At 49.1% G+C, this 25,986-nt stretch carries 20 protein-coding genes and 1 pseudogene; 11 read left to right on the top strand and 10 right to left on the bottom strand.

The features are described 5' to 3' along the window. Positions 1–68: 68 nt before the first annotated feature. From ACWIZX_RS03285 to ACWIZX_RS03300, 4 genes are all read left to right on the top strand, one after another. Positions 69–935 (top strand): AlkZ-related protein, encoded by an 867-nt coding sequence (locus tag ACWIZX_RS03285; protein ID WP_448334798.1) that lies wholly within the window; start codon positions 69–71, stop codon positions 933–935. A gap of 102 nt (positions 936–1,037) precedes the next feature. Then, positions 1,038–4,514 carry an alpha-amylase family glycosyl hydrolase gene (locus ACWIZX_RS03290; RefSeq protein WP_448334799.1) on the top strand — a complete coding sequence of 1,159 codons (3,477 nt, stop codon included), beginning with the start codon at positions 1,038–1,040 and terminating at the stop codon, positions 4,512–4,514. 9 nt (positions 4,515–4,523) lie between these two features. Then, the gene (locus tag ACWIZX_RS03295) at positions 4,524–4,892 is read left to right on the top strand and encodes a 4a-hydroxytetrahydrobiopterin dehydratase (protein WP_322791618.1); all 369 of its coding nucleotides are present in this window, start codon (positions 4,524–4,526) and stop codon (positions 4,890–4,892) included. Between the two features lie 16 nt (positions 4,893–4,908). Further along, positions 4,909–5,334 carry a CBS domain-containing protein gene (locus ACWIZX_RS03300; protein WP_322791619.1) on the top strand — a complete coding sequence of 142 codons (426 nt, stop codon included), beginning with the start codon at positions 4,909–4,911 and terminating at the stop codon, positions 5,332–5,334. On the opposite strand, the gene ACWIZX_RS03305 is transcribed toward ACWIZX_RS03300, so the two are convergent. From ACWIZX_RS03305 to fmt, 3 genes are read right to left on the bottom strand one after another with little or no spacing between them, the layout of a single operon-like run. Continuing rightward, complete coding sequence (locus ACWIZX_RS03305; RefSeq protein WP_448334800.1) at positions 5,320–6,726, bottom strand: glycoside hydrolase family 13 protein; 1,407 nt, start codon at positions 6,724–6,726, stop codon at positions 5,320–5,322. The genes ACWIZX_RS03300 and ACWIZX_RS03305 overlap by 15 nt on opposite strands. Further along, the gene (locus tag ACWIZX_RS03310; RefSeq protein WP_448334801.1) at positions 6,723–7,769 is read right to left on the bottom strand and encodes a ketopantoate reductase family protein; all 1,047 of its coding nucleotides are present in this window, start codon (positions 7,767–7,769) and stop codon (positions 6,723–6,725) included. The genes ACWIZX_RS03305 and ACWIZX_RS03310 overlap by 4 nt, the downstream gene beginning before the upstream one ends. Positions 7,770–7,799: 30 nt before the next feature. After that, positions 7,800–8,720, bottom strand: a complete 921-nt coding sequence (gene fmt, locus ACWIZX_RS03315) for a methionyl-tRNA formyltransferase (protein WP_448334808.1) — start codon at positions 8,718–8,720, stop codon at positions 7,800–7,802. 123 nt (positions 8,721–8,843) lie between these two features. On the opposite strand from fmt, the gene ACWIZX_RS03320 reads away from it, so the two are divergent. The 3 genes from ACWIZX_RS03320 (at position 8,844) to ACWIZX_RS03330 (ending at position 9,888) form a co-directional block, all read left to right on the top strand. Then, positions 8,844–9,182: a DUF4870 domain-containing protein gene (locus tag ACWIZX_RS03320; RefSeq protein ID WP_322791623.1), complete on the top strand. Its 339-nt coding sequence runs from the start codon at positions 8,844–8,846 to the stop codon at positions 9,180–9,182. 186 nt (positions 9,183–9,368) lie between these two features. Further along, the gene (locus ACWIZX_RS03325) at positions 9,369–9,641 is read left to right on the top strand and encodes a hypothetical protein (RefSeq protein ID WP_322791624.1); all 273 of its coding nucleotides are present in this window, start codon (positions 9,369–9,371) and stop codon (positions 9,639–9,641) included. Further along, positions 9,634–9,888, top strand: a complete 255-nt coding sequence (locus tag ACWIZX_RS03330) for a glutaredoxin domain-containing protein (RefSeq protein ID WP_322791625.1) — start codon at positions 9,634–9,636, stop codon at positions 9,886–9,888. Before ACWIZX_RS03325 ends, ACWIZX_RS03330 begins: the two co-directional genes overlap by 8 nt. 5 nt (positions 9,889–9,893) lie before the next feature. On the opposite strand, the gene ACWIZX_RS03335 is transcribed toward ACWIZX_RS03330, so the two are convergent. From ACWIZX_RS03335 to ACWIZX_RS03355, 5 genes are all read right to left on the bottom strand, one after another. Further along, positions 9,894–10,136, bottom strand: a complete 243-nt coding sequence (locus tag ACWIZX_RS03335; RefSeq protein WP_322791626.1) for a hypothetical protein — start codon at positions 10,134–10,136, stop codon at positions 9,894–9,896. 5 nt (positions 10,137–10,141) lie between these two features. Further along, complete coding sequence (locus ACWIZX_RS03340) at positions 10,142–10,999, bottom strand: DegV family protein (RefSeq protein WP_322791627.1); 858 nt, start codon at positions 10,997–10,999, stop codon at positions 10,142–10,144. Further along, positions 10,996–11,562, bottom strand: coding sequence for an RNA polymerase sigma factor (locus ACWIZX_RS03345; protein ID WP_322791628.1), 567 nt, complete (start codon positions 11,560–11,562; stop codon positions 10,996–10,998). The genes ACWIZX_RS03340 and ACWIZX_RS03345 overlap by 4 nt, the downstream gene beginning before the upstream one ends. A 156-nt stretch (positions 11,563–11,718) precedes the next feature. Next, on the bottom strand, positions 11,719–14,148 hold the full coding sequence (locus ACWIZX_RS03350) for a S8 family serine peptidase (protein ID WP_448334802.1): 2,430 nt from the start codon (positions 14,146–14,148) through the stop codon (positions 11,719–11,721). 8 nt (positions 14,149–14,156) lie between these two features. Continuing rightward, positions 14,157–15,272 (bottom strand): aminopeptidase, encoded by a 1,116-nt coding sequence (locus tag ACWIZX_RS03355; protein WP_448334803.1) that lies wholly within the window; start codon positions 15,270–15,272, stop codon positions 14,157–14,159. A 124-nt stretch (positions 15,273–15,396) separates the two neighbouring features. On the opposite strand from ACWIZX_RS03355, the gene ACWIZX_RS03360 reads away from it, so the two are divergent. The 4 genes and pseudogenes from ACWIZX_RS03360 (at position 15,397) to ACWIZX_RS03375 (ending at position 20,870) form a co-directional block, all read left to right on the top strand. After that, positions 15,397–16,239, top strand: coding sequence for an alpha/beta hydrolase (locus ACWIZX_RS03360; protein ID WP_448334804.1), 843 nt, complete (start codon positions 15,397–15,399; stop codon positions 16,237–16,239). 148 nt (positions 16,240–16,387) lie between these two features. After that, positions 16,388–17,788 (top strand): annotated as a pseudogene (locus tag ACWIZX_RS03365) (serine hydroxymethyltransferase); the annotation flags it as partial. 6 nt (positions 17,789–17,794) lie between these two features. Continuing rightward, complete coding sequence (gene gcvT / locus ACWIZX_RS03370; RefSeq protein WP_448334809.1) at positions 17,795–19,516, top strand: glycine cleavage system aminomethyltransferase GcvT; 1,722 nt, start codon at positions 17,795–17,797, stop codon at positions 19,514–19,516. 109 nt (positions 19,517–19,625) lie between these two features. Beyond that, positions 19,626–20,870 (top strand): aminotransferase-like domain-containing protein, encoded by a 1,245-nt coding sequence (locus ACWIZX_RS03375; RefSeq protein WP_322791633.1) that lies wholly within the window; start codon positions 19,626–19,628, stop codon positions 20,868–20,870. Positions 20,871–20,955: 85 nt separating this feature from the next. On the opposite strand, the gene ACWIZX_RS03380 is transcribed toward ACWIZX_RS03375, so the two are convergent. After that, positions 20,956–22,680, bottom strand: coding sequence for a nucleoside kinase (locus ACWIZX_RS03380; RefSeq protein WP_322794196.1), 1,725 nt, complete (start codon positions 22,678–22,680; stop codon positions 20,956–20,958). 176 nt (positions 22,681–22,856) lie between these two features. Continuing rightward, positions 22,857–25,985, bottom strand: coding sequence for a glucodextranase DOMON-like domain-containing protein (locus tag ACWIZX_RS03385; protein ID WP_448334805.1), 3,129 nt, complete (start codon positions 25,983–25,985; stop codon positions 22,857–22,859). Position 25,986 lies beyond the last annotated feature (1 nt).

A 25,986-nucleotide genomic window follows, 5' to 3' on the forward strand; every position in this document is an offset into this window, starting at 1 on the left:
TGCTTTTTTATTTTTTGGCATAAAGGAATACAATTGAACCATCCTGACCAATGCAGGGATGGAAAATTATGCCTCATCTTTCAGCTTCGACACTCGATTCGTACCGCCAAAAAATTTTTCGCATTCGGCCGGAAGATCGGCTGCGCACTCTGGAAGAAGCAATAGACTTCGTCAATCAGCGTGGTTTTGTTTTCTTCTGGCCGATTCAACGAGTCAATTTGCCCAGTTTATGGGTAGCCGCTGCTGGAGATCGGCCGGTTGCCAACGAACACGATGACCCGGGTCATATCACCTGGGGATGGAAAGATCAATTGCTTGGGAAGAAGGTCTGGTATTATGCCAGAATTTTATGCCGCAAGAACACGATAATATCTTTACGGCTGCTGCCTTATTTCTATGCTCTTTCCCCAAATTTCGGTGACCCCGAACAGGACTATCTGGATCAATATCATGGTGGAACTTTGACCCTGGAAGCCAAACAGGTTTACGAAGCACTGCTTCGTGAAGGTGCGCTGGATACAATTTCTCTTCGAAAAGCAGCCCGTCTTTCGAGTCCCGAGAGTACTTCGCGCTTTAACCGGGCTTTAGATACGCTCCAAATGGAGTTTAAGGTCTTACCGGTCGGTGTGGCACAGGCTGGCGCATGGCGGTATGCTTTCGTGTACGATCTCGTCCACCGTCATTACCCTCAGTTGATTGACCAGTCCCGCCCAATTTCCGAACCTCAGGCGCGTTTTGAAATCCTGCAATGTTACTTTGAATCGGTTGGGGCAGCTTCACCGGGGGAGATGGAACGTCTGTTCGGCTGGCGAAAAGAGGATCTGCAGCGGACACTCCAACTGCTCGTGAGCCGGAATATCATCCAACCAGAAATTGAGCTGCAAAACAGGAAAGAGCCGGTTTATGCCCTTTCGACATTAATTCAAACCCCCTAATCGTCCTATCTTTTCCTGATTGTTCATTGTATTTCTTGCTTGTTTCCGAGGGTATAATAAAATCATTCAGTTTCATCCTCCATCCCTAAGGAGCGCAAATCCATGGAATTCCACATTTCCCGGCAGGCTCGTGATCGCTACCAGTTTGATGAGAGTCTGTTTTCCTTCAACGGCAATGTAGTTTTTGCCAATTTTCATGCCGCCCGGCAGTTTGCTCAAAAAATGAATGTCTACCGTGACCTGCTCAATTATCCGGAGAGGGCGGTTAAAGCCGGTCAGGTTAATGCCTTGGGTTTGATTGACGAAATCTTGCATTTAGTCGCTTTTCTCTACCGTCAGCAAAAAAATCCCCAGATAATGGAACAGGCACTGTCTGAACTGGAAAAAGCCCTTGGGAAACAAAAAGTGGATGAACTTCTACTGGCGTTTACACTGGAGTTTCCGCCGGTCGCGGTCTATCGGGGTGAAGTGAGTGCCGAAGAATATCTCAAACAGTCCACGAACGGCGCATCCAACCGCGCCAATTCTCTCGAAGAAATCATGCTCCTGTGGGTCAACAATAAAAACCCGGCCGTTTCACCCTACCTGGAACTCTTTGACGATGAGAATCTCTCCCAAAAAACGGTCTATCCCAAAGCCATTCAAGAGTTATATAACTATTTTGACCAGCAGCCGCCTTTCGGGCCGGATTTGCAAAATTTAATGGACTTGCTGCGCGCGCCAGCAGTTGCTCACCCCTATTCTTTGTTTGAACAATTGGAGTTCATCCGCAAACGATGGGCGGACTTGATTGGGAAATATCTCTACCGATTGCTGAGCAGCCTGGACTTCCTAAAGGAAGAGGAGAAAATTCCCTTTTTAGGTCCCGGTCCGGTGGAAATTCCAGTTTTTGATCGCCTGTCTGGTGAGCTTGAATCAGAAAACTTCAGCCCCGACCGCGAATGGATGCCCCGCCTGGTATTAATGGCAAAAAATACCTACGTCTGGCTGGATCAACTCAGTAAAAAATATCAACGCGCCATCACCCGCCTTGACCAGATCCCGGAAGAAGAACTGGCTCAACTGGCTGAATGGGGATTTAGCGGCCTGTGGTTGATTGGCTTATGGGAACGCAGCCCGGCTTCCGCTCGCATCAAGCAATTATGCGGCAACCCTGAAGCCATTGCATCCGCCTATTCACTGGCAGGTTATACCATCGCCGCCGATTTGGGCGGTGAAGAAGCCTATCAAACCCTGCGTGAAAGAGCCTGGAAATACGGTATCCGTCTTGCTTCTGACATGGTCCCTAATCACATGGGGATTGATTCCAGCTGGGTTATCGAGCATCCCGACTGGTTTATCTCATTAGACTATAGTCCCTTCCCATCCTACACATTTAGCGGCCCGGATCTTTCCAGTAATTCCAATGTCGAAATTCTGCTGGAAGATCATTACTACACACGAACGGATGCTGCGGTTGTATTCAAACGCACGGATCGCACCACTGGTTCTGTCCGCTATATTTATCACGGGAATGACGGCACCAGTATGCCATGGAATGACACCGCCCAATTAAATTATTTAAACCCTCAGGTACGTGAGGCTGTCATTCAAACCATTTTAGAGGTTGCCCGCCGATTCCCAATCATTCGTTTTGATGCCGCCATGACGCTCACAAAACGACACTACCAACGACTGTGGTTTCCCGAACCCGGAACTGGAGGTGCAATTCCCTCCCGCGCCGAACATGGCATGACCAAAGAGGACTTTGATCGAGCCTTCCCTACCGAATTCTGGCGCGAAGTAGTGGACCGCGTCGCCCGAGAAGCTCCAGATACCCTCCTACTTGCAGAGGCTTTCTGGCTGATGGAAGGGTACTTCGTGCGCACGCTTGGGATGCACCGCGTGTACAACTCTGCTTTCATGAATATGCTGCGCAATGAGGACAACGCCGGTTACCGCAAATTGATCAAGAACACCATCGAGTTTGAACCGGAGATTCTCAAACGCTATGTCAATTTCATGAACAATCCCGATGAACGCACCGCCGTAGATCAATTCGGTAAAGGGGATAAGTATTTTGGCATTTGTGTATTGATGTCCACCCTTCCAGGCCTACCCATGTTTGGACATGGGCAAATTGAAGGCTTTGCCGAAAAATACGGCATGGAATTCCGGCGTGCTTATTGGGACGAAAAGCCCGATCCTTATCTGGTGGAACGTCACAAGCGCCAAATTTTCCCGCTGCTCCATCGGCGCGCTTTGTTTGCCGGTGTTGATAATTTCCTCCTCTATGACTTTTTCACCTCTGGCGGCTGGGTCAACGAAGATGTTTTTGCCTATTCCAACCGTCTCGAAAATGAGCGTGCTCTGGTCGTCTACCATAATAAATTTGCCGAAACCGAAGGGTGGATTCGCTGGTCGGCTGGTTTCAAGTCCCGCGAAAAGGGAACAACCAAACTTACCCAGCGTTCGCTCAGCGAGGGTCTGGGTTTATCCGGGCGGGAAGACCATTTTATAATCTTTCGAGACCTGTTGAGCGGAATGGAGTACATCCGCCCGGCAGATGAACTGGCGCAAAAAGGCTTGCATATTAAACTTTCAGCCTATCAAGCCTATGTATTTTCAGATTTCCGCGAAGTCAGCGATGATGAATTTGGTTCATATCGTTCGCTATGGCAGTATCTGGCTGGAAGGGGTGTCCCAAGTGTTCAGGAAGCCCTGCACGAGTTACTGCTTGCCCCAATCCTTCGTCCGTGGAGAGAAATTGTAAACCCCGGTTACATCCGCTTTTTACTGGAACATCAGGTCACTCAGCAACAACCACAATTACCCGAACATCTTTTACCGGAAGCCAGTCAAAAGCTGGAAAACCTGCTGAATGGCGTTACTCAAATGACCGGCTTCAGCAACCACCGGGATCTGATCCTAACCACTCTCCAAAAACAACTGGAATTCCTGCTGCATCTCCAATCCCCTCAAAAAGTTTTACCGGTTCCCATTCGCGGTCTGGCTCCAAAAGCATTTGAATATTTGCAAAAGGGAATGAACAAAGCCAGGGATATTTCCTATGTGGGTTTTCTTTATCCCTTCCTTCATAAATTGGGCATCCTTAAGGATGCAAAAGACGCTCAATCCCAAACCCTGTCGTGGATGGAGGAATGGCGGTTATTGGATGTAGTCATGGATACCGCCCATCAAATTGGCGTGGATGGGGCAGTGACCTGGAGAATTTCCCCAACCCTGCGCATCCTGATAAATCAGCAGGAATGGTATGAAAAATGGTCTTCGTATTCGCTTTCCAGAATCATGGAATACTGGCTTTCTGACCTGGAAGTTCAACGCTTTATCGGAGTCAACCGTTATAAGGATGTACTTTGGTACAATCAAGAATCCTTTTATGATTTCATCTGGTGGATGAACTGGGTAGCAGTTTTGAACGAAGTTGGAAAACCCGCTTCCACCCATGCCTCGATTTTGGAAACCCTGATTGCCGTCCACGAAATTACTCAAAAAATTCTGCAGGCAGAACAACTTGCAGCATATCAAATTGCAAATTTAATGGATAGGTTAAGTGAAATGGATCAATTAACTCCTTAGAGGTGAACCATGAGCGAATTAAGTCGTGAGCAGTGTGTTAGACCCCAAAAAGGTACCCCACCTTTAAACCACAATGAGATTGACACACTTCTGCCAATGGCAGAAGGTTGGATGGTCATCGATTCCGAGGAGGTGCCAAAATTACAAAAAACCTTTCGATTCAAACGCTATAAAGATGCTTTGGATTTCAGCATGGCTGTTGGGCTGGCTGCAGACGAGCAAGATCACCACCCCAAACTCACCATTGAGTATGGAAAAGTGACGGTGGAATGGTGGACACATGTGGTCAACGGCTTACACCGCAACGATTTCATCATGGCAGCAAAAACTGACCAAATTTACCGCTCACGAGAAGATACCAAACCTGCTTCGTTTTAGTTAGGAGGAATTCGCGATGTCTCATCTGGTTCGAGATTGGATGTCAAGTCCCGTGGTGGTCATTGATGCTGACAGCAGTGTTTCATTTGCCATGACCCTCATGCGCCGCCGCCATATTCATAGCCTGGTTGTTGTTTTGAAAGATCATCACAACACCACTTATGGGATTGTCACAACCACGGATATTCGCGACAAGATCATCGCAGCCTCTCGCAACCCGGCGGAAACCACCGTACGAGAAATCATGACCACCCCCGTTCAGGTTGCTCATCCGGAATGGACTCTCGTGGAATGCTCCCGAAAAATGCAGGAGAAGAACGTCCACCATCTGCCGGTTGTTGATGAAAACAACGAACTGATCGGCATGATCACGGCAACCGACCTGTTCATGGCCGCGGAAGAGATCGGTTGGCTATCTGATTGGGAATCAAAAAGCAGTTGAAAAATACCCGCCGCTCAGGCCAGGTAAGCTAATTTCCCAATGATTTTGATTTTTCTCAATCGGAAATTGATCGCCCAGCAAATTACGCAGTGTTTGATGGGGGAGAGGGTTTTCCGTTTCTGCAGGTAATGAAATCCGGCAAGGCTCAGAATTGAGATTCGCCAGAATTAATAATTTCTCGCCACCACCCTCTCGAGCCATGCGAACGACTCCATCACATTGCGTGGGTTCAAGCAATTTCCATTTTCCTCGCCGTAACAGTGGTGTTTCGCGGCGGATTTGAATTAATTTTTGAATCCATTGGCGCAAATCGCGATCCCACCCGTTTTCATTCCACGGAAACGCCCTGCGGCAATCCGGATCCTTGCCACCTTCCAGGCCAACTTCGTCCCCATAGTAAATCGCCGGCGTCCCCGGAAAAGCAAACATCAGCAGATAAGCCAGGCGTAATTTTTGGGCATTTCCATTTAGGAGGGTCTTTACTCTCTCCGTATCGTGAGAACCAAGCAGCAGATACATACCGAATAAGGCATCCTGCCCATAAGTCTCTTCAATTTGCATCAGGCGCAGGTAAAAATCGTTGATTCCAATGCCGCCTCTCAGCACATCCAAAATTACCGAGCGCAAGGGGTAATGCATGACCCCATCAAAGTGAGTTTCATTCACCCACCGGGCAAGAAGATCCCAAATTTCCCCCACCAGATAAACATTTGGGTTTGCTGACTTTACGATCTGCCGAAATTCGCCCCAGAATTCATCATCATCAATTTCATTGGGGACATCCAAACGCCATCCGTCAATTCCTTCCTCAACCCAATAGCGAGCCACTTCTATAAGATATCGCCTCACGGCTGAATTATTGGTATTAAATTTTGGCAGACTCTTGAAGCCCCACCATGCCTCATATCGGGTTGCCTTTCCCCGGCTGTAAGCGTTCAACGGAAATCCCCGAACATGAAACCAATCCAAATAGGGAGAATTCGCTCCATTTTCCAATAAATCATTGAAAGCGAAAAAACCTCGTCCACAATGGTTGAACACACCATCTAAAACTATTCGCATGCCGCGTTGATGTACTTTTTTTAGCAATCTGCGAAAATCATCCAGCGTACCCAACTTGGGATCAATCCGGTAGTAATCCACCGTGTTGTAGCGATGGGTAGAAGGAGATAAAAAGATCGGATTCAGGTAAATTGCATTGATACCCAGATCCTGCAAGTAATCCAATTTTTGTTCGATGCCCGCCAGGTCTCCCCCTTGAAAATGAACAGGATCCGGCGGACTGCCCCAAGGTTGAACATTAGGCGGATCATTTTCTGTATTTCCATTCGCAAACCGATCCGGAAAAATTTGATAAAAAATACTATCTTTCACCCACTCTGGGATGTTCATGAAAATAACCTCACTCTTTTCGATAAATCCGCAATCAATCGCTCGGGATTTTTTCGATAAACATTTTCTTCAATCGGTCTCTCGGCGATGGACAAGAGGGTTTCATTCAAGAATGAATTGACCGGTGTGGCAACGCCAAGCCGTTCTCCAAATCGCACAACTGCTCCATTCAGGTAATCAACCTCCAAAGGGCGGTATCCGCGATACAGGTCAACATGAAAAGAGGGCATCTTACCGCCTCGCCCGGCTGCCAGTGTCTTACCTGCAAGCAAGCGGGCAATCCCCTCCGGGATTTTATGAAACAAAACCGACAACAAACGAACCGGCGTACCCGGTAAATCAACCACTCGATATCCGAGGCGTTTCATGACCCTGACTGCTTCGCGGACTTGCGCCGTTTCAATTCGGAACAAGCGAGGGTCGGAAAAGATTTCGGCAGGGGTTAGATCTAAAATGGCAGAAGTGGCATTTGCCAGAAGGTTCGTGAGCAATTTTGACCATTTCATCTCGCCGGCATGTGGATACAAGCGGGCATTCAAATTTGCCCGGTTGAATGATTCCACGATACTTTCAGAAAGCGGATGCCCCCTTGCAATACCGATGCCACGTTTTTTTTCCAGAATAACCTTGCCGGTTTCCATTTTACCAACCGCACTGGTCAGGGTGCCCGCAATCACCCGGTCTTTTTCCACATACCCGGCTAAAACTTCTTCATTCTCAACGCCATTTTGTAAACTGACTACCGCTGAAATCTGATCGCGATAGGGCTGCAAGCGTCTGGCAACTTCCAGTGTGTCGAAAGACTTGACCGCCACCAACGCCACATCTATGGGAGAGTGACCAAATACCTCTTCCAGCGAATCGCTCACCCCTTCCGGCACAAAAGTTTTTTCTTTGCCCTCAATTTCGAGTATTAATGGTTGCAGGTTAAAACGTCCGGCAACCTCCGATCGCTCAAGATAGATGACCGACTCGCCGCCTAAAGTCAGGCTGCCACCGATGTATGTTCCGATCGCCCCCATCCCAAAGATCAAAAAACGCATTTGATTCCACCCATTAATCGGAAATTGACCTTACACTTCACGCCACTGCCGTGCGCCACGCAAAAATTCCTCGCCGTTCATCCATTTCTTGCCGGCCGGTTGAACCTCACGCAGCAACAAAACTCCCTCTGACGTGCCAACAGCAGGCAGGCCATCTACAACCGATCTTTTACCCTGCGGCAAGACACTCTGCTGAAGAACAGAAGCACGCTTGACTTTCAAAAAATTTCCCTCCCAAACCAAATAAGCACCTGGCCACGGGAAAAATGCCCGGATTTTCCGCTCAAGGTACTCCGCTGGTTGAGCAAAGTCCAGTCCTCCCTCTTCTTTTTTTAACATTGGCGCATAGGTTGCCTGAGATTCATCCTGAACTTGGGGAATAATTTCACCACGCAGATAATCTGGAATTGTTTCAAGCAGCAATTCTGACCCGGCAATCGCCAGTTTATTGCCAAGACTGGCTGCATCATCATCCGCTTCTATGGGTATGCTGCGTTGCGACAAAACAGGCCCGGTGTCAATGCCGGCATCCATTTTCATTATAGAAACACCACTGACCTTATCGCCATGCAATATTGCGGCCTGTATGGGTGCAGCCCCGCGCCAACGCGGCAGTAAGGAGGCATGCACATTGATACATCCAAACCGGGGTAAATCCAGTACATTTTGCCGCAAAATTTGCCCAAAGGCTGCCACAACAATCACATCCGGCGCCCATTCCACCAACTTCTCCCAAACCCCGGCTTCCTTCAAGCGGTTCGGCTGAATGGTTTCTATTCCCAATTCCTGGGCAACGACCTTAACCGGCGGTGGAGTTAGGGTTCGACCCCGCCCCGACGGCCGATCAGGCTGAGTGACAACCCCCACTACCTGATAATACCGCGCAAGCGCTTTTAGAGAAGGAATGGCAAACTCGGGTGAACCCATGAAAACGATGCGGTGTTCTATCATGAAAGGAAATTTTAACACAAAATTAAAAACTCCTTGAGAATTTGGCTTTTATTCATCCAAAAACCGTTATACAATAAATATGTTCTGATTTTCAATTCATTTCGCCAAGGAGGTAAATACCCCATGTCTGACGTATCCTTTTCTCCGGATGGCATCACCAGTGATGACCGCTTGTGGGCGCTCTTATCCTATTTATTAACCCCGCTCGTCCCAATCATTATCCTGCTGATGGAAGACAAGAAAAATCGTCCATTCATCAAAGCTCATTACATGCAGGCTTTGGTGCTGGGAATTGTGTTGGTCATCCTTAATACCATTCTTGCTTTCATCCCCATTATCGGATGCATTGGCCCAATTTTGACCCTGGGCATTGTCATTTGGCTGGCGATTCGCGCCAATAAAGGTGAATATATCACCTTGCCGGTCATTACTGATTTCGTTAAAAATCAGGGCTGGGCTTAAAAGATTAACCCGCTGTTAAAATGCTTCCCGGCTCTTTGCAATTCCGCCAGGAAGCATTTATCCATTTAAACAACCTGCTTATGAATTACTGGTAAAATTGCTTTAATGCTGAGCAGTGAGATCCTCACACAAATCAACCGGGAATTTGAATTGGCTGAACAAGCCCGGTTACAAAATAATGAGGGTATGACACGCGTTTGTGCCCGCCGGGCTGCGGGTTTTGCTGCTCAGGCCTGCCTTGCGAGGTCGGGGATAGATATCCGCCGTATCAATGGATTGGACGCCCTATTCATTGTGAGCCAAAATGCAGATTTTCCCGATTCAATTCGCCGATACGCTGAAACGCTTACCATGCGGGTTAACCCCCAACATCAATTACCAGTTTCAGTGGATTTATTGCATACTGCCAGACAATTTATTCAGGAATTAAACCAATGGATGGAGGACAAAATTGACTAATTTTTCACAAGCGCTTCGTTTTTATGGTACATCCTGGTGTTATACGTCCCGCCGGGCGCGTGCAGCCCTCGATGAATTGAAAATACCTTATGAATATATTGATATTGACACAGACATGGAAGGTCGCCGTTTTGTTGAACAGGTCAACAACGGCAACCGCAGTGTGCCAACCATTGTTTTCCCTGACGGTAGCATTTTAGTTGAGCCAACTGTCCAGCAACTCAAAGAGAAACTCGGGGTTGTTTAAAACCGCTATCCATTTTGAAAGAATAATCGAATTACCCGCAAAAACAGGTAAAACAACACACCCACCAGCAGTCCGCTGCCAACCATGATGAGCAGAAGGGGGGCTTTCCCCGCCTTTTCCAGTTGAACCTGTCTGGGTTTTTTCAAGCGTACTGCCAGCGATTCAACAAATACTGGACTGGGGTCAACCGGCTTAAATAGCAACGCCAAATCGCTTTCCAATCCTTCCAAAACCACAGGCGCCTGCATGATGCTCACTCCTCTTCCCTGTCCTCAGGGTATGCCACAATCCCAATGGTCCCGGGTCCGAGGTGGGCAGCAACCGGGATGGACAATTCGGTCACCACAATTTCGCGAATTTGCGGAAAAACCTTTCTTAACCTCTCGACCATGGCCTGAGCCGCTTCGGGCGCAGCCGCATGAACCACTGCCAGCGTTGCCATTTTATCTCCAACCCGCTGTTGAACCTGCTCAAGAACGCGATCCAGCGCTCGCTGGCGGGTGCGAACCTTTTCGGACATATTCAGCAGCCCCTCCCGCAACACGATTATCGGATTGATGCGTAAGAGAGAAGACAACGCTGTTTGCAGTTTGTTGATACGTCCGCTCAGATAGGCAAATTCCAGATTTTCCAGTGTAAAAATGACCGTGAGACGATCTCGTACACCCTCAAGGTGTTGGATGATTTTCGGTATCTCCCAACCTTTTTGACTGAGCAGGCGCGCTTCCCGGCACATAAAACCGAGTGCCGCTGATCCTGCGCCTGAATCAAAGGGATATACTTTGATTTCTCCGGCTATTTCATCCGCAGCCTGCTTGACTGCAGCGAAAGTACCGGATAATTTACTTGCCAGATGGATGGAAAGAACCTCTTCCCCTTTTTGGGCTATGGAACGATAAAATTCCATGATCTGATAGGGGGACGGAAGAGAAGTCTTTGGCGGGAACCGTTTCTCCCGGACCAGCTGGTAGAAATTTTTTGAGGTGACATCCCGGAATTGGAGATAGGTCTGGTCTCCCATAACGATGGACAGGGGGATGATCTTGATGTCGTATTTTTCTTCCCATCCTTCCGGCATATCCGCCGATCCATCCGTTACAATCTTAATCATTCTTCTCTCTCCTTAATTTGCAAATCCAATTCATCGCGTAAGGCAATTAACGTGCGATGATACAAACTTTTGATAGCGCCTTCACTCCTTCCCATAATTTGGGCAATTTCTTCGTTCGATAGCCGCTCAACAAACTTCAAAATAATCAACGTCTGACGGTCTTCCGGTAATTTTTGTAAAACTTTGATCAAATGTTCAATCTCTTGCCCTTTGACCAGTGCACTCTCCGGATGTTCACCACCGTGTCGAATCGTGTAGGCGTGGTCCTCCAGTGGCACCTCTTTCCGCCGTTTGTTATCCCGGTGCCAGTTCGCCACCAGATTGTGAGCAATCCGATACAGCCATGCCGAAAACGGCAGTCCACGATTACGATAATTATGGATGTGATTCATGGCGCGAAAGAAGACTTTTTCGGTCAGATCTTCCGCATCATGCACACTGCCAGTTCGGTAGTAGATGTAGTTATAAATACGTTTGACGTACCTTTGGTAAAGAACGCTGAAGGCTTCCTGGCTGCCTTCCGATGCAAGGCTGATGACTTCGGTGTCGCTTAATTCTTCCACGGTGTCATCCCTGCCCAATTTTTACGCGCATTAAATAAACCCCAAACCTCGATTGAGGTTACACCATTGACCATTAACCTCAATCTCCAACATCGCCAACCTTTAAACATTTTTTATTTCCAAATATTATTATACAAAAATTCGATGGTCTGGAATCTATCGAACTTCTTTTGCGCGCCGAACCGCTGCAAAGGCATCAACAATTCCATAACCAATTCCCTGCACCGGACGGGTAACCGCATTCACACATTCAGGTAATACCCCTTGATAGGGCTGGGCAGTATCAAAGATGATGTGGCGGGTCAAATCCACATTTCCGATTAACGCCGGATTTGCCGACCACATCAACGCCACCACTCCGGCAAGATGGGGTCCAGCCATCGAGGTACCGCTTGCCATCTCGTAACTGGAATTAGGGTAGGAAGAGAAAATTTCCTCGCCCGGAGCTAAAATCTCCGCCTTCAACCGTTGACTACCATCCACAATTACCGGCCCAATACTGCTAAAACCGGCAAGGTCTCCATTTCGGTTGACCGCTCCAACCGTCAGCACCTCCTCATATATTGCCGGCGGTGCATCTACACTCCCGCAGCCGGAATAGCCGGAATTGCCGGCAGAAACTACTACGAAGACCCCCGCAGCTTCAAGCGCCCGCACAGCCGGTAAAAACACCGCCGCATCGCAGCCTTCCACTTCTGGACAGCCCCACGAATTATTGAAAATGTGAGCGCCTAACTCCGGTCTGCCATCCGTGAATGGATTACCACCTTGTGGAAAAGGCGCAAACAAAAATTGCCAGCACTCCAAATAAACGGCAGGATTGCCTAAATTACGCGCCAGGTTAACGCAGCCAATCCACTCGGCATCTGGCGCAACTCCCACATCTTTCCCAAGAATGGTACCGAGCGTGTGAGTGCCATGACCGCTGGTATCCGTTGGGATAGGATTGCCGGACCAGACATCCAGCCAGTGATAATTGTGATCACCGTTCTTCCCGCGGTACTGATCATATAATTGGGGATGTTTCCAATCCGCCCCCGAATCGGCCAAACCGATCACAATGCCAGCCCCGCGCGCCCCCAATTCACTCCATACTTCCGGCGCACGGATCATCTTCAAATTCCAATCTTGATCGGGTTGAACCTCTTGAATATTGCCTTTAACCGCTGGCAGAGGTTGGCTCAAGGGACGCAGGTGTGGACTGGGTAAGACACGTTCCACTGCAGGATGACTGGTCAGCCAAAACTTAATCAGCGGTCCACCGTTGACTTCCATCGCATTGACCAGATAATACCCCCGGTAGTCAATCCTCAAACGATCCAATTGATTTCGGATATCCGACTGCGTCCTTTCGGAATTTTCTACCAGCATCTGGTAAACAATCTTTCGTCGTTCTATCGGATCCAACGGCAGCGGTTGTTGATCAAAATTGATCTGTTCTCGAAAGATGACAAACAGCTGCTCCCCGTAAAAGCCGGGTTGACCGAGGATAATATACACCGCCAGACCAACCACCCATATCAAAGCAGCCGCAAAATAACCCCGATTGCTGGATAGCGTCAGAGCCCTGAGTTTTCGGATAAATACAACGCCAGCAATCCCAGCCGCCAACAACAGAATACCATGCAGGAATGCCATCCTCACCGCAAACCCCATCAATTCACCGGCTGTCGAGGTGATAACCAGCATCAACTCGTCGCCATCAATGAAAATCAATGGAAGAGCGATGGCTGCCCCAACATACAAAGCCACACCCCCGCGGCGCAATGAAGTAACAGCGTTTTCCATCACAGAGTGAATTACTGCTGCCCCAATTGCACTGATTATCAAAGGCAAAGTCAAACTGAATTGATATCCAACCAACGGCAGACAAGTACTCAAAATCAAACCCGCTGAAACCACAAAGAGGATCTTTATGAAAAGCGTATGAAAATTAGCAGTAGAATGAGCGGAGCGGGATTTGGCGACAAACAAATCTAATGACAAAGCCATTAACCAGCCCAACAATGCCCCAATGGTTAATCCCAAAATCAAGTCCAGCAGTGAGCCAAAGGCTCCCCATAAAACATATGGAATCCATGCCAGGCCAATAATCAGCCAGAGAATTGCAAATAAGGATGGGAAACGAGTCTTAATATCCGAATCGGTGGAAGGATAACGGGAAAGAATTCTCAAACCGATCCAGATCACAATTCCCAACGAGCCAATCACTATCCACGCAGCCGTCTGAAAATCGGTCAGGAACAACCACCTCGCCGGTAGCATTAAAAGCCCGGCAACAGTCGGTAAAAACAACGCCCGATAGAAACTGCGTTGAATTCCCGGCAGCCAGGCCAGCAACGCCAATGGCAAAGCAACCAAAATGAGATACCCCATTCCTGCCCAACCACGCCCATCGGGCAGCCCCAACGAGCCCTCAAACAACAAGTTTTCGAACAGCCAAATTCCCACCAGGGCAATCAGACTGATTGCCCCCAACCAGATGAGAAAGAAGACAAAGAGAGCCGTCTGAAGACAGCCCCCATTGTGAGTCAGGCCAAGATCATTGGAAGAAGTATCGGGAAAATTCTCAACCGAATTATCCATGTTGATTTTTAATCATCAAGCCGAATAACAAACTGTCCATTTTTGTAAAGTAATTGATCATCTACCCAAATCTCGCCTCCGTCCCTCAAGTCACAGATCATATCCCAGTGAACGGCGGATTGATTTTGCCCGCCGGTTTCCGGGTAACTGGCACCCAGCGCCATATGAAAACTACCCCCAATCTTTTCATCAAATAAGATATTCCGCGAGAAACGGGTAATTCCTTCGTTAGTGCCAATCGCAAACTCACCCACATAACGCGCGCCTTCATCTGTATCCAGCGTTTTTAGCAAAAATTCCTCATTCTTTTCAGCGGTTGCTTTGACCACTTTTCCTTTTTCAAACCACAATCGCACCCCACTGACTTCTCGTCCGCCATAAATTGCCGGATAAGAAAAATAAACCTGCCCCTCAATACTGTTCTCTACCGGACCAGTAAACACTTCGCCGTCCGGCACGTTCTCATGGCAGTCACAGTTGATAAATCGCCGTCCACTAATCTTCAAACGCAAGTCAGTTTCTCTGCCAATCACCCGCACTTCCTCTTTGCCCTTCAACCATTCCACAATTTTTTGCTGACGGGCTGATACTTTCTTCCAGTACCCCACCGGATCATTTTGGTCCGGCATCATTGCATGAAAAACAAAATCGGAGTACTCTTCCAAACTCATTTCGGCATCCTGTGCATGGGCATTGGTTGGGAATTGAGCCAGAGTCCAGCGGAATTCTTTGCGTGCTGCCCTTTCGAGATAAGTCTTGAAGATGGGTTGCTGAGCCTGAGATGCAATCACCATTTTCTGCGGGTCCACATTGCTCAACGCTCTTGTGTTTTCATCTCCCAGTATGTTAATCGAACAATCATAGGTTTCAATCATCAACTTGCGCGGCGGGTCAATAAATTTCAATTGATCTTCGTTAGCCGTCTTGTAAAAAATTTCGGTTGCCTGGGGAAAGGTAGGAGTCAAATAGGGATATCCGCCCGCCTCCAACACTTTTTTATAAATTGCCAGCAATAACGGTTGAGCGATCACCCCACCACGGATCCAAACCTTGTTACTCGGCTGAACAGCCACCGAATAATTGACCAGCATATCCGCTAATTTTTCTAATCTTGGATCTGTCATCGGGATTCACCTCACTTGGGAAATTAACCACCACGCGCTCGACTGATTTTACCACCAACTGACTTGTCGGATTGTTGCCTAAGGTATAAACTATTAAAGCACCAACCCCTTAACAGAGGATTCCATGACTGTAATTGAATTCAACTGGAACAGCGACCATCAGATTACTTATTATGGGATTGAATGGAAACCAGATCAATCTCCTTGCGGTGTGATCATCCTTGTTCACGGTTTGGGTGAACACAGCGGCAGATACCAACACGTTGCCCAACTGCTTAACCAGCACGGTTATGCTGTGATTGCCTCCGACCACGCCGGACACGGACAGACCGGCGGCAAACGCGGTCATGTGGATTCCTATGAATGTTTCTTTGAGGAGTTAGACACACTCCTGAGCCGCAGCAGGCAAAATTATCCCGACCTTCCAATCTTTTTGTACGGACATTCCTTGGGCGGTAGTATCGTACTGGCTTATTTGCTTAAGCGCGCTCCCAACGTTGCCGGTGCCATTGTGACCTCGCCCGGCATCAAACTTGTTTCAGATCCCGGCGTTATGCTTGTGTTTGGAAAAATTCTCAACCGGCTGGTGCCTTCTACGGCCTTGAATAATGGTTTGAAACTGGAAGGACTTTCCAAAGACCCAAAAGTCATACAGGCTTACAAAAGCGATCCCCTTGTTCACCCATGGATCTCAGCCCGGCTGGCTATTCAGTTAATTGAAACCGGTGAGTGGATTCGAGAAAATGGAGAACAGATTCAAGTTCCTGTGCTCTTACTACATGGCAATGCTGACCAGTTAACCGCTGTAGAAGGATCGCGTGAACTGGCAGAAAAAAACCGGAAATATGTTACCTACATCGAATGGGAAGGGGGCTATCATGAATTACACAACGAACCGGATAAGGAACAAGTTTTTCAAGTCATCCTGAAGTGGCTGGAAGAGCAGGTTCCCGTCCATTCTCAATAATCGGTTACAACTTTCACCCCACTTCAGGATAAATGGACTTGACCCGGCTATCCCTGCGGGCTACAATAATCATGGACGCGGTGCACCGAAAGGGCACGACTGCACTGCAATTTAACAATCTAATCAACGGAAAAAGAGGAGAGTGTCAATGGCTGATTATTTGATTCGTGGCGCTTTGAAGGATATTGATCCTGCCGTTTTCGACCTGATTCAAATTGAAACGGAGCGCCAGTTTCGCAAGCTAATCCTCATCCCCAGTGAAAGCACCGCCCCGCTGGCTGTTCGGGAAGCCTTGGGTTCCGTTTTTCAGAACTTGTATGCCGAGGGCTACCCCGACGAAGAAACTCGCTGGATGAGCGAGGATGAGATTCTTGATTATACCGCTCGCCTTTCCCACTACCGACGCTATTCCGACCCTCGTTACTACAAAGGCGTTGAATACGCCGATATAATTGAATCGCTCGCCCGCCGCCGCTGTGCGGAAGTATTTGCTACCCCGCGGGCACCTGCCGATCAATTGTTTGTGAATGTCCAGCCCCTCTCCGGCGCACCCGCCAACAATGCAGTCTATCATGCCCTGCTTAATCCCGGCGACACCATTCTGGGCATGAACCTGTTACACGGCGGTCATCTTACCCACGGATCATCCGTCAATCGTTCCGGCAAACTCTACAATGTCATTCATTACAATGTCAATCCGCAGACCGAACAGATTGACTACGAAGCAGTAGAAGCCCTGGCTCTGGAACACAAACCCAAAATTATCATTGCTGGTTATTCATCCTATCCATGGGTGCCGGATTGGTCACGCTTTCGAGCGATTGCAGATTCCGTCGGGGCAATTTTACTGGCCGATGTATCCCACATTGCCGGCTTGATTGCCGGTGGTGCAATTCCCTCACCGGTGGGTATTGCTCAGATTGTTACCTTTACTACCCATAAAACATTAATGGGACCACGCAGTGCCGTCATCCTGACCCATGATAGCAGCCTGGCCCGTAAAATTGATCGGGCTGTCTTCCCCGGCGAACAGGGTGGGCCGCACATGCACGCTATTGCTGCACTGGCAACAGCGCTCAAAATTGCCCAAACCGATTCCTTCCGCCAATTACAACACCAGATTGTTAAGAACTGCCAGGCACTCACCCAACGGCTGATGGAGCGTGGATTGCGAATTCCCTATGGCGGTAGCAATACCCATTTAGGGAATGTGGACTGTAAAACAATTGTGGGGAATGACGGTACACCTCTTTCCGGTGATTTAGCTGCCAGAATTTTGGATATTGCCGGAATTGTGCTTAACCGCAACACCATTCCGGGTGACAAAACTGCGCTGAATGCTTCAGGCATTCGCTATGGTACGCCATGGGTTACCCAGCGTGGTTTGAAAGAAACTGAAATGGTTGAAATTGCGGATATCATGGCCGATGTCCTTTTGGCAACTCATCCCTATTCACTCGAAACCCGCAAAGGGGATGCCATCCGGGCAAAGGTCAATTTTGATGTATTGGAAAATGCCAAAATCCGCGTGCGCACCTTAGCGGAAAAGGCAGGTATGGATCTCGAAACCAGCAAGCATGGCTATCCGCACTTCTTCTTCATAGATGATCAACCCGAAAATAAGCAGGGTTGGACAGCCTATAAACTGAATGGGCGTGGTATCCGCACCTTTATCAATTATGTCTTTACAGCAGATAGTGAAGATTTGAAAACGGGGCAATCCCAGGCCACCTCCCTGATTACGCCACACGGCGAAGTACAGGGTATCCTTACCTGTGTGGACGCCGAACACTTCCGCTTCAGCCTGCCGGCTGAAAAAGCCGGGCTGGCAGCCACATGGCTGCGAGACCTCTCGGATGGTTATGTAAAATTTGACGAGGACCTGCTCCGTCGCACGCCCGGCCCAATCTATGTGACTGAAGATGCCGAAGGTGCCATAACCTCAGCCCTGGAATTTGAGGATGGCAGCCGGAAACCGTATTTCATTGGGATCAAGCCTGAAACTCAGGGCACCCCTTTGCCTGCTTTCCAATGGGAGGACAAAGAAACCGACCAACTCCGCCGAACGCCGCTCTACGAAGCGCATAAGCAATTAGGAGCCAAATTGATACCTTTCGCCGGCTGGGAAATGCCGGTCTGGTACACATCGGTAGTTGAGGAACATCTGGCAACCCGCCAGGCTGCCGGGTTATTTGATGTTGCTCATATGGGCGTTTATCAGGCTGAAGGCCCCGATGCCGGTGTGTTCCTGGATGGAGTATGCGGAAACGACATTTCGGCTCTGGAGGTTGGCGAATCCTGTTATACGCATTTTCTGGATCCAAATGCCAATGTAATTGACGACCTGCTGGTTTACCGCCGCTCCGCCCAAAAATACCTGATCGTGGTCAATGCTGCCAATGATGATAAAGACTGGGCATGGCTGAACGCCGTCCGCAACGGTGAAGTCATGGTGGACCGCCAACGCCCATGGGCACGCGCCTTTGGCCGCAACGTCATCCTCCGCAATCTCCGTGATCCTAAAGAGGGGCAGGATATGCGCGTGGACATTGCCTTGCAGGGGCCAAAATCGCGCGAGATTTTACTGGCACTTGGAACCGATGCCGAAACCCGTCGCCGCATCATGGCACTAAAACGCACAGAGTTGTGCGAAGCGGTGGTCGGCGGAATGGATCTCGTTGTTTCACGCACTGGCTACACCGGTGAAAAGATGGCATTTGAACTATTCGTACATCCAGATCAGGCTGTTCAGCTCTGGCAAGCCTTACTGGAAGCCGGAAAACCCCTCGGCTTAAAACCCTGCGGGTTAGGCGCTCGCGATTCATTGCGTACCGAGGCTGGTTTACCCCTTTACGGACACGAGATGGGCGGTCAGTTAAACTTGGGCGTAGCCGAGGCCGGTTTTGGCAGTTATGTCAAAACTTATAAACCGTGGTTTATTGGCCGCGAGGCTTTTCTGGAACGCGAGAAAACCCGCAACAGCGTGGTGATACGCTTCCGCTTCACGGAAAAAGGTGTGCGCATGGCTCACCTTGGTGATCCGGTGATTGACCGCAAAGGCCGCACCATTGGTGTAGTCACCAGCTGCGCCATCGATTCGGAAGGATTTCTGACCGGCCAGGCTTTGGTGGAAATCAAATCCTCCGAAGAGGGTACCCCATTGTTTATTTACCAATCTGCTCCCACCAGCGCCGGAAAACCGCCTGCCGAGTTAAAAACCGGAGATCGGGTGTTGCTTCCCAGCGCGGCTGTAATTATCAGCCGCTTCCCGAAATAGTGTCGCTCACAAGGTGTACCGGATTTTCCAGTACACCTTGTGATTTTTATCAGGAAATCAACCAAAACCTACCTGCCCATTCCAACCCATCAAAAAGGAGAGTGAAAATATGCAGACCCTTTGGGATCACCGCTATGCCCAGCGAATGCAACGCATAAAGGCTTCAGCCATCCGAGAGTTGCTCAAACTTACTGAACAGCCCGATGTAATTTCATTTGCTGGCGGTCTTCCCGCCCCAGAGGTGTTCCCCATTGAAGAGTTCAAAGAAGCCTGTATTCGGGTTCTCAAAGAGCAGGGGGATTTTGCCCTGCAGTACGGTTCAACCGAGGGTTACCTGCCCCTGCGAGAAATGATTGCCCGCCACACTACTCGTTACGGTATCCAAATTTCCCCCGAGAATGTGATGATCACCTCCGGCTCTCAACAGGCATTAGACCTGATCGGCAAGGTTTTCATCAATCGCGGCGACAGAATTTTGGTCGAGTCACCCACCTACCTCGGTGCATTGCAGGCATGGAATACTTATGGTGCAGAATATGTTACCGTGCGGACCGATGATGACGGTATGGTCACTGAAGACATTGAAGGCGCGTTAAGAGCAGGTCCCAAATTCATCTACGTACTCCCAAACTTCCAGAATCCGATGGGGGTTACCATATCACAGGAACGACGCGAACAACTGGTCGAAATGGCGGACCGTTACGGCGTGCCGATTGTCGAGGATGACCCATATGGTCAATTGCGTTTTGAAGGTAAGCATCTGCCCGCTGTTGAGGTGATTGATGCCCGCACTCGGGTTCAGAACGGTCATTACACCGGCAATGTGATTTACCTGAGTACGTTCTCAAAAATCCTTGCACCCGGAATTCGTCTGGCATGGATCATTGCTCCTCCGGAGGTCATTCGCAAGCTGGTGCTGGCAAAACAGGGCACCGATTTGCACACCGCCACATTCAATCAGGTTGTGGCCTACGAAGTTGGCCGCCACGGTTTTCTAGATCAACATGTCAAGAAAATCTGTCAGGTTTATAAGGAACGCCGGGACGTCATGCTGGAAGCCCTCGAAGAACACATGCCCGAAGGTGTAACCTGGACTCACCCGCAAGGCGGATTGTTCCTCTGGCTGCGCTTACCCGAGCAGTGCGATGCCACTGAACTTTTCCCGGCTGCCGTAAAAAACAAGGTGGCCTATGTCCCCGGTGAAAGCTTCCACCCCAATGGCGGTGGTAAAAACACTATGCGCCTGAATTTCTCTTACCCGACTCCTGAAAAAATCAACGAGGGAATCGCTCGCCTGGGTAAAATGCTCAAAGAAGAAATTTGCGCCAACCAAAAAGTTTTTCGGGGCATTTAATTTCCTGAGCAGCTCATCACAACCTGAATCAAAAACGAGCCTTCGCGCAGGCTCGTTTTTGATTCAGGCACAACTGAAGCAAACCTCATCCCGTCTTTCGCCAGATTTTGAAGTCCCGCAAAATAGAACCCCCAATAAACTCCCTTAAAATTGAATTGTCTGGAATCAAGTCCATATCCAGCGGCAGGAACCACTCGATAAATGCCAGCAATCGTTTTGCTTCAATATACTCCGCTGTGCCATAAGGGACCTGTCTGAGCAGAGGTTCAACCAGCCGCTTGAGCGCCGATAGCTCATAAACCAGTGCAGAGTTGAAAATTTCATCCGCATTTTCTTGAAAAGGAAAAATGTGATTCTTCTCCCCCCTGCGCACCGATTCCCAGCGTCCGATGGTCTCAAGAGCAGAATAACCCCGTTCTCGCGCATCCCGGACAATCCTTCGCAATAAGCGTGTATCGGTTGTAGAAATTCGATTATGACGATCCAGATTCAATTGGGTTAGACATGAAACATAAATACGGAAAGTCTGCCCGGTTGGGACATTGGGTAAAAGGCGCGGATTCAAACCGTGAATTCCTTCTAAAATAACCAGCTGGTCTTTCTCCAGCCGGACAATTTCCCCTGGATGACTTTTACCCTCGCGAAAATCAAAGCGAGGTAATTGAACTTCTTCTCCTTGTATCAACCTGGTCAGGTCTTTTTCCAACCGGCGAACATCCAGTGCTTCCAGGGCTTCAAAATCGTAATCCCCATTTGCGTCGCGCGGTGTCAACTCTCGATCCACAAAGTAATTATCCATTTCTAAGGCGAACGGTGATAAACCGTACGCCAACAATTGGACAGAGAGCCGTTTGGCAAAGGTTGTCTTTCCCGAGGAGGATGGACCGGCAATCAGAATAATGCGGGTTTGATTGGCGCGTCGGACAATTTCCCGGGCAATTTCGGCAATTTTCTGTTCATGCAGTGCTTCGGAAACCAGGATAATCTCGCGGATGCGATCAGCAGAAATTGCATCATTCAAAGCGCCCACGCTGTCAATTCCAAGATGAGCCAACCATGCTCCGTATTGTTTAAAGGTCTTCAGGAGGATTGAAAAATCCGGCAAAGGCAGCAATTCTCTCGGCGCATGACGGCGGGGATATTGTAGGATAAAACCTTCATCCATTGCTTTAAGACCAAACCAGCGCAGGTACCCGGTTGAGGGAACCATGTAGCCGTGATGATAATCGCGGTGGGAACCCAGTTGATACAGAACCAGGGTCTCGCGATGCCGGTATCTTAATAAACGGACTTTATCCTGATGCCCTTTGGTTTCAAAATATTGAACGGCCTCTTTGAGCGGCACGGTCAAACGCTCAAATGGCAAATCTTGTTCCACCAATTCCCGCATTCGGGATTCCAAACGCTTTAATTCCCCCTCGCTGAGCGGATCTCTTCCTCCTACCTGACAGTAATAACCACCAGAAGTGACCGAATGATCCACCGTTAAAACTGCGTCCGGGAAAAGTTCCTCAAAGGCTGCTTCCAGCAGAAAGGTGAGTGAACGCCGATAGATGCGCGCACCGTCTGCACTGGCCATCGTGAGCGGGATAACCTTCGATTCGATAGTAATCGGGTAGGTCAATTCCCGCAATTCATGATTGACAATTGCTCCGACAATCAGAGGATTATCCCATTCTGGTAATGCCTTCAGAAATTCACCCACAGGGGTATTGCGTTTCCCCTGCAACACCCTGCCATCCGGCAGGTGAACTTCAACCTCGTCGCGTGGTTTTATAAAATGGATTGGAGATTTTGCAGGATCGCTCATCTTTGCTTCAGATTACTCCGTGAAAGATGTTTCAAGGATAAAAACCAGTATATACCATCCTGGTATCTAGCCGTATGGAGATTGACGTGTTGTTCTCTTCAAAGTAACCGACAAATCTGCAAGGGCTTTGGTCGCTCAAAGCCCTTGCAGGAAAATCAGGTTTTTACGCAGAACCTTTACGGTTTGAGCAGCTCAATCTGTGCGAAGTCATTTGCAGATAGAGTGCCGGGGTCTGCCTGACTGGGTAAATAAGTACTGCCCAACATCACTTCCTGACTGGTCTGGCTTTCCGCCGGCCAGATCAGGTCAATGATGCGGGTGTGATTGCGCCGACCGTCAGCCGGTGCACCACCAAACCGCCACTGAGCTGATTTCTGCTCTACATCCCGCACTCTCCAGACTCCGGCTGATGGATAACCTTCCTGTCCCAGCACGGCAACTGCAAAGCCCCATGTTGAGGGGTCACCGTTTCCAAATGAGGTACGCGGCACGCGCACCGTAACGGTGCGGGCAGCCGGATCAACCAGAATTTTCATGTTGATTTCGCTGGCTTGAACTGGCTCAAGTGTATCGCTCTTTGGAACCAAGACCTGGGGAGTCCATCCTTCCAACCACAGCGCATAATCCCAGCCGTTACCGCTGGACAGAGCTGCGTTCCGTCCGGGCAACAACAAACGCGCTCCCGTTCCACTTCCCGGGTCTTGATCAATGTAGATATCAATGGTTTGAATTGCTAAACCATTTGGAGAACCCCACGGATTCGGGATGGGGCCGTAAAAACCGATTCGGAAAATCAGATTATTATCATCATAAGAAACCCGGAAGGATTTAAGATCAAAGGCTTTGTTCTGAAAGACCGCATCCGTTGGATATGTGTAGGTACCGGGTCCGTAATCATCTCCTTCAGGGTCTTCAACTTCAAATAAAACGGTTGAAAGCCCCAAATCCGGAATCACGAACTGGGCTGGTCCTTTCTGCGGAAACAAGGCCTGATCCGTCCCAATACCAATAAAGAAGCGGTATTCATCTCCGGTTTCAAATTCACCCAGCAGAGCAAGGGGTACGGAAAGTTCCAATACACCAGCGTTTGAGGCCGCCGCTCCAATCGCTTCACCTTCTTCCCAACCTTCCTTACCGGCCTTGAAAAGGGTCAGGTCACGACCACCATTCCAGACCAGAGCATAACTGGCAGCCATTCCTAATAGACCAGGCTGCTCCGCCAGAGTGTACGGATAACTGGTTTTCATGCGTCGGTCCTGAAGGTAGATCACCACCGGCGTTTCCAACACCCGCGCCATTGCGCCGCCGCTGGCAGCATCAACTCGCAGGTAAAGATTATTTGCATCCAAAGCATAGGCAAAACCTGCCAGTTGACTGCTTTCAGCAGCCGGGTAATAAGCCGCCTTGTCCCACTCCTCAGCGCCAATGCTGCCGTCAACGAGCGGTGAAGAAATCCCTTGTAATGGTGTTTCGGCGCTGACCGGGCGGGCTTGAATGATGGGGACATCCACAAAGGTCGGTACCGGTTCACCTAAGGTTTCAAACACTTTACGCAGCAGTTCGCGGAAACCTCGATCAAAGTACTCATCCTGACCTGAATCCTGATCGGCTCCGTACCACCAAAACCAGTCCGAACCCTCCGCCAACAGCATGTAATCTAGTGCGGTTTCAATCTTCTCTGCCGGCGCCCGGCGTACTTTCGAAATATCGTACTTCGCCAGCACTTCCCTGGTCTGCCGCAGATATTCCCAGGCTGTATTTTCCTCTGCCTCGCCAATCCAGGTATCGTAATTCGGGCTGAACCATGCCCCCGGGAACAGGTCTTGTATCAGCTGCTGGTCGGGGAACTTCTGGATGTACTCGCTCGGTGTAATCGTGCGGATGGTTTCACTTTCAGAAAGCAGCTGGTAAAAAGTGCTCAGGAATTCAATGCCGTCATTTTCATAGTATTCCCAGGCGTTCTCTCCATCCAAAATGATTGAAACAACGTGAGGACCTTCAGCATTTTGTTCTTTCAATTTGGCACGGATATTTTCAAGGCGTTGAATCAAGTCCTTTGCAGCAGCCGTACCAGAAACACCCGAATAAGTAAATCCAATTTTGTCCGAAAGAACCCCATCACGGAAGAACACGGCCAATTTATCACCAGATTGATTGGTCACATAGTATGGGCGATAAAGATCATCCGGCTGATTGACCGTTTCCTTACTATCGCGGGTAAAAGCTTCCAATCCCAGCGACTTAGCCAGCACGGGTTCACCGGTTGCCATCCATGAATAACCGGCCCGCAAAACAAATGGCACCATAATCTGCGCCACTGCCCCCTCACCCGGCCACAATCCGCGCGGGGATTGACCGAAATTCGATTGGTACAAAGTAACGCTGCGTTGCAGGTGGGTAAGCGCATCCTGCGGGTAGGAGAACTTTTGCGGTAAATCCGAGCCAGGGTTACCTTTGGCCTGTATATTGGTATCAATGAGCAAGGGTAAAATAGGGTGAGCGTAAGGGGTGGTGGTAACCTCAATCTGCCCGGCCTCCTGCAACTGCCGATGCAGCGGGACGATTTCCGCCATCACCCGCCGCACTTCCTGAAAGAGAATGTCTTTATCCTCTTCACTGAAGTTTTGACCTTTTTCAACCAATTCTTTCAGCGGGGGTTGATTTAGGAACATCGGGTCAAACCACACCAGATTCCACCAGATCTGCAGATCGCGGAAATCCTGTTCTGTGAAAGTATTTAAGGCATTTTGAATGGCTTCGGCATCCGTACCGCCGCGTTTTTCTAATAATTCTTTGTAGCGCGGGTAACGCCCGATCAATTTATCCCAATTGGCATCAAAGAAACGCTGCAGAATAAAAAGTTTATCCTCATCGGTTAACTGGCTTGCCGGTTTCTCCGTTTTCACCCAGTACAAATCCTTGGCACCATTGTTGACGAAATCCTCCAGCTGACGCAACAATACCGGTGTGAGATTGAAGGTGACATGTACATTGGGATATTGGGAAACCAGATACGCCATATCATAGTAATCTTTTGTGGCATGAACCCGTACCCAGGGGCGGGTATAAACCCCGTTTTCATCCTTGTAATAGAGAGGCTGGTGCTGATGCCACATCAAATTGAGGTAAAGCACATCCTCAACAGCCGGCTCCAATACCGGCGTTGGGGTTGGCTTCATCGGTTCAGTTGTATTGACAATCACCGGTTCGGTTGGCACAACCGGGGTCACGGTTTGGGTCTGGCATGCTGAAACTGCCAAAACCAGTACCAGAGCAATCAAAATCAAACGGTGAGCTGTTTTCATC

Source organism: Bellilinea sp. (assembly GCF_053501535.1).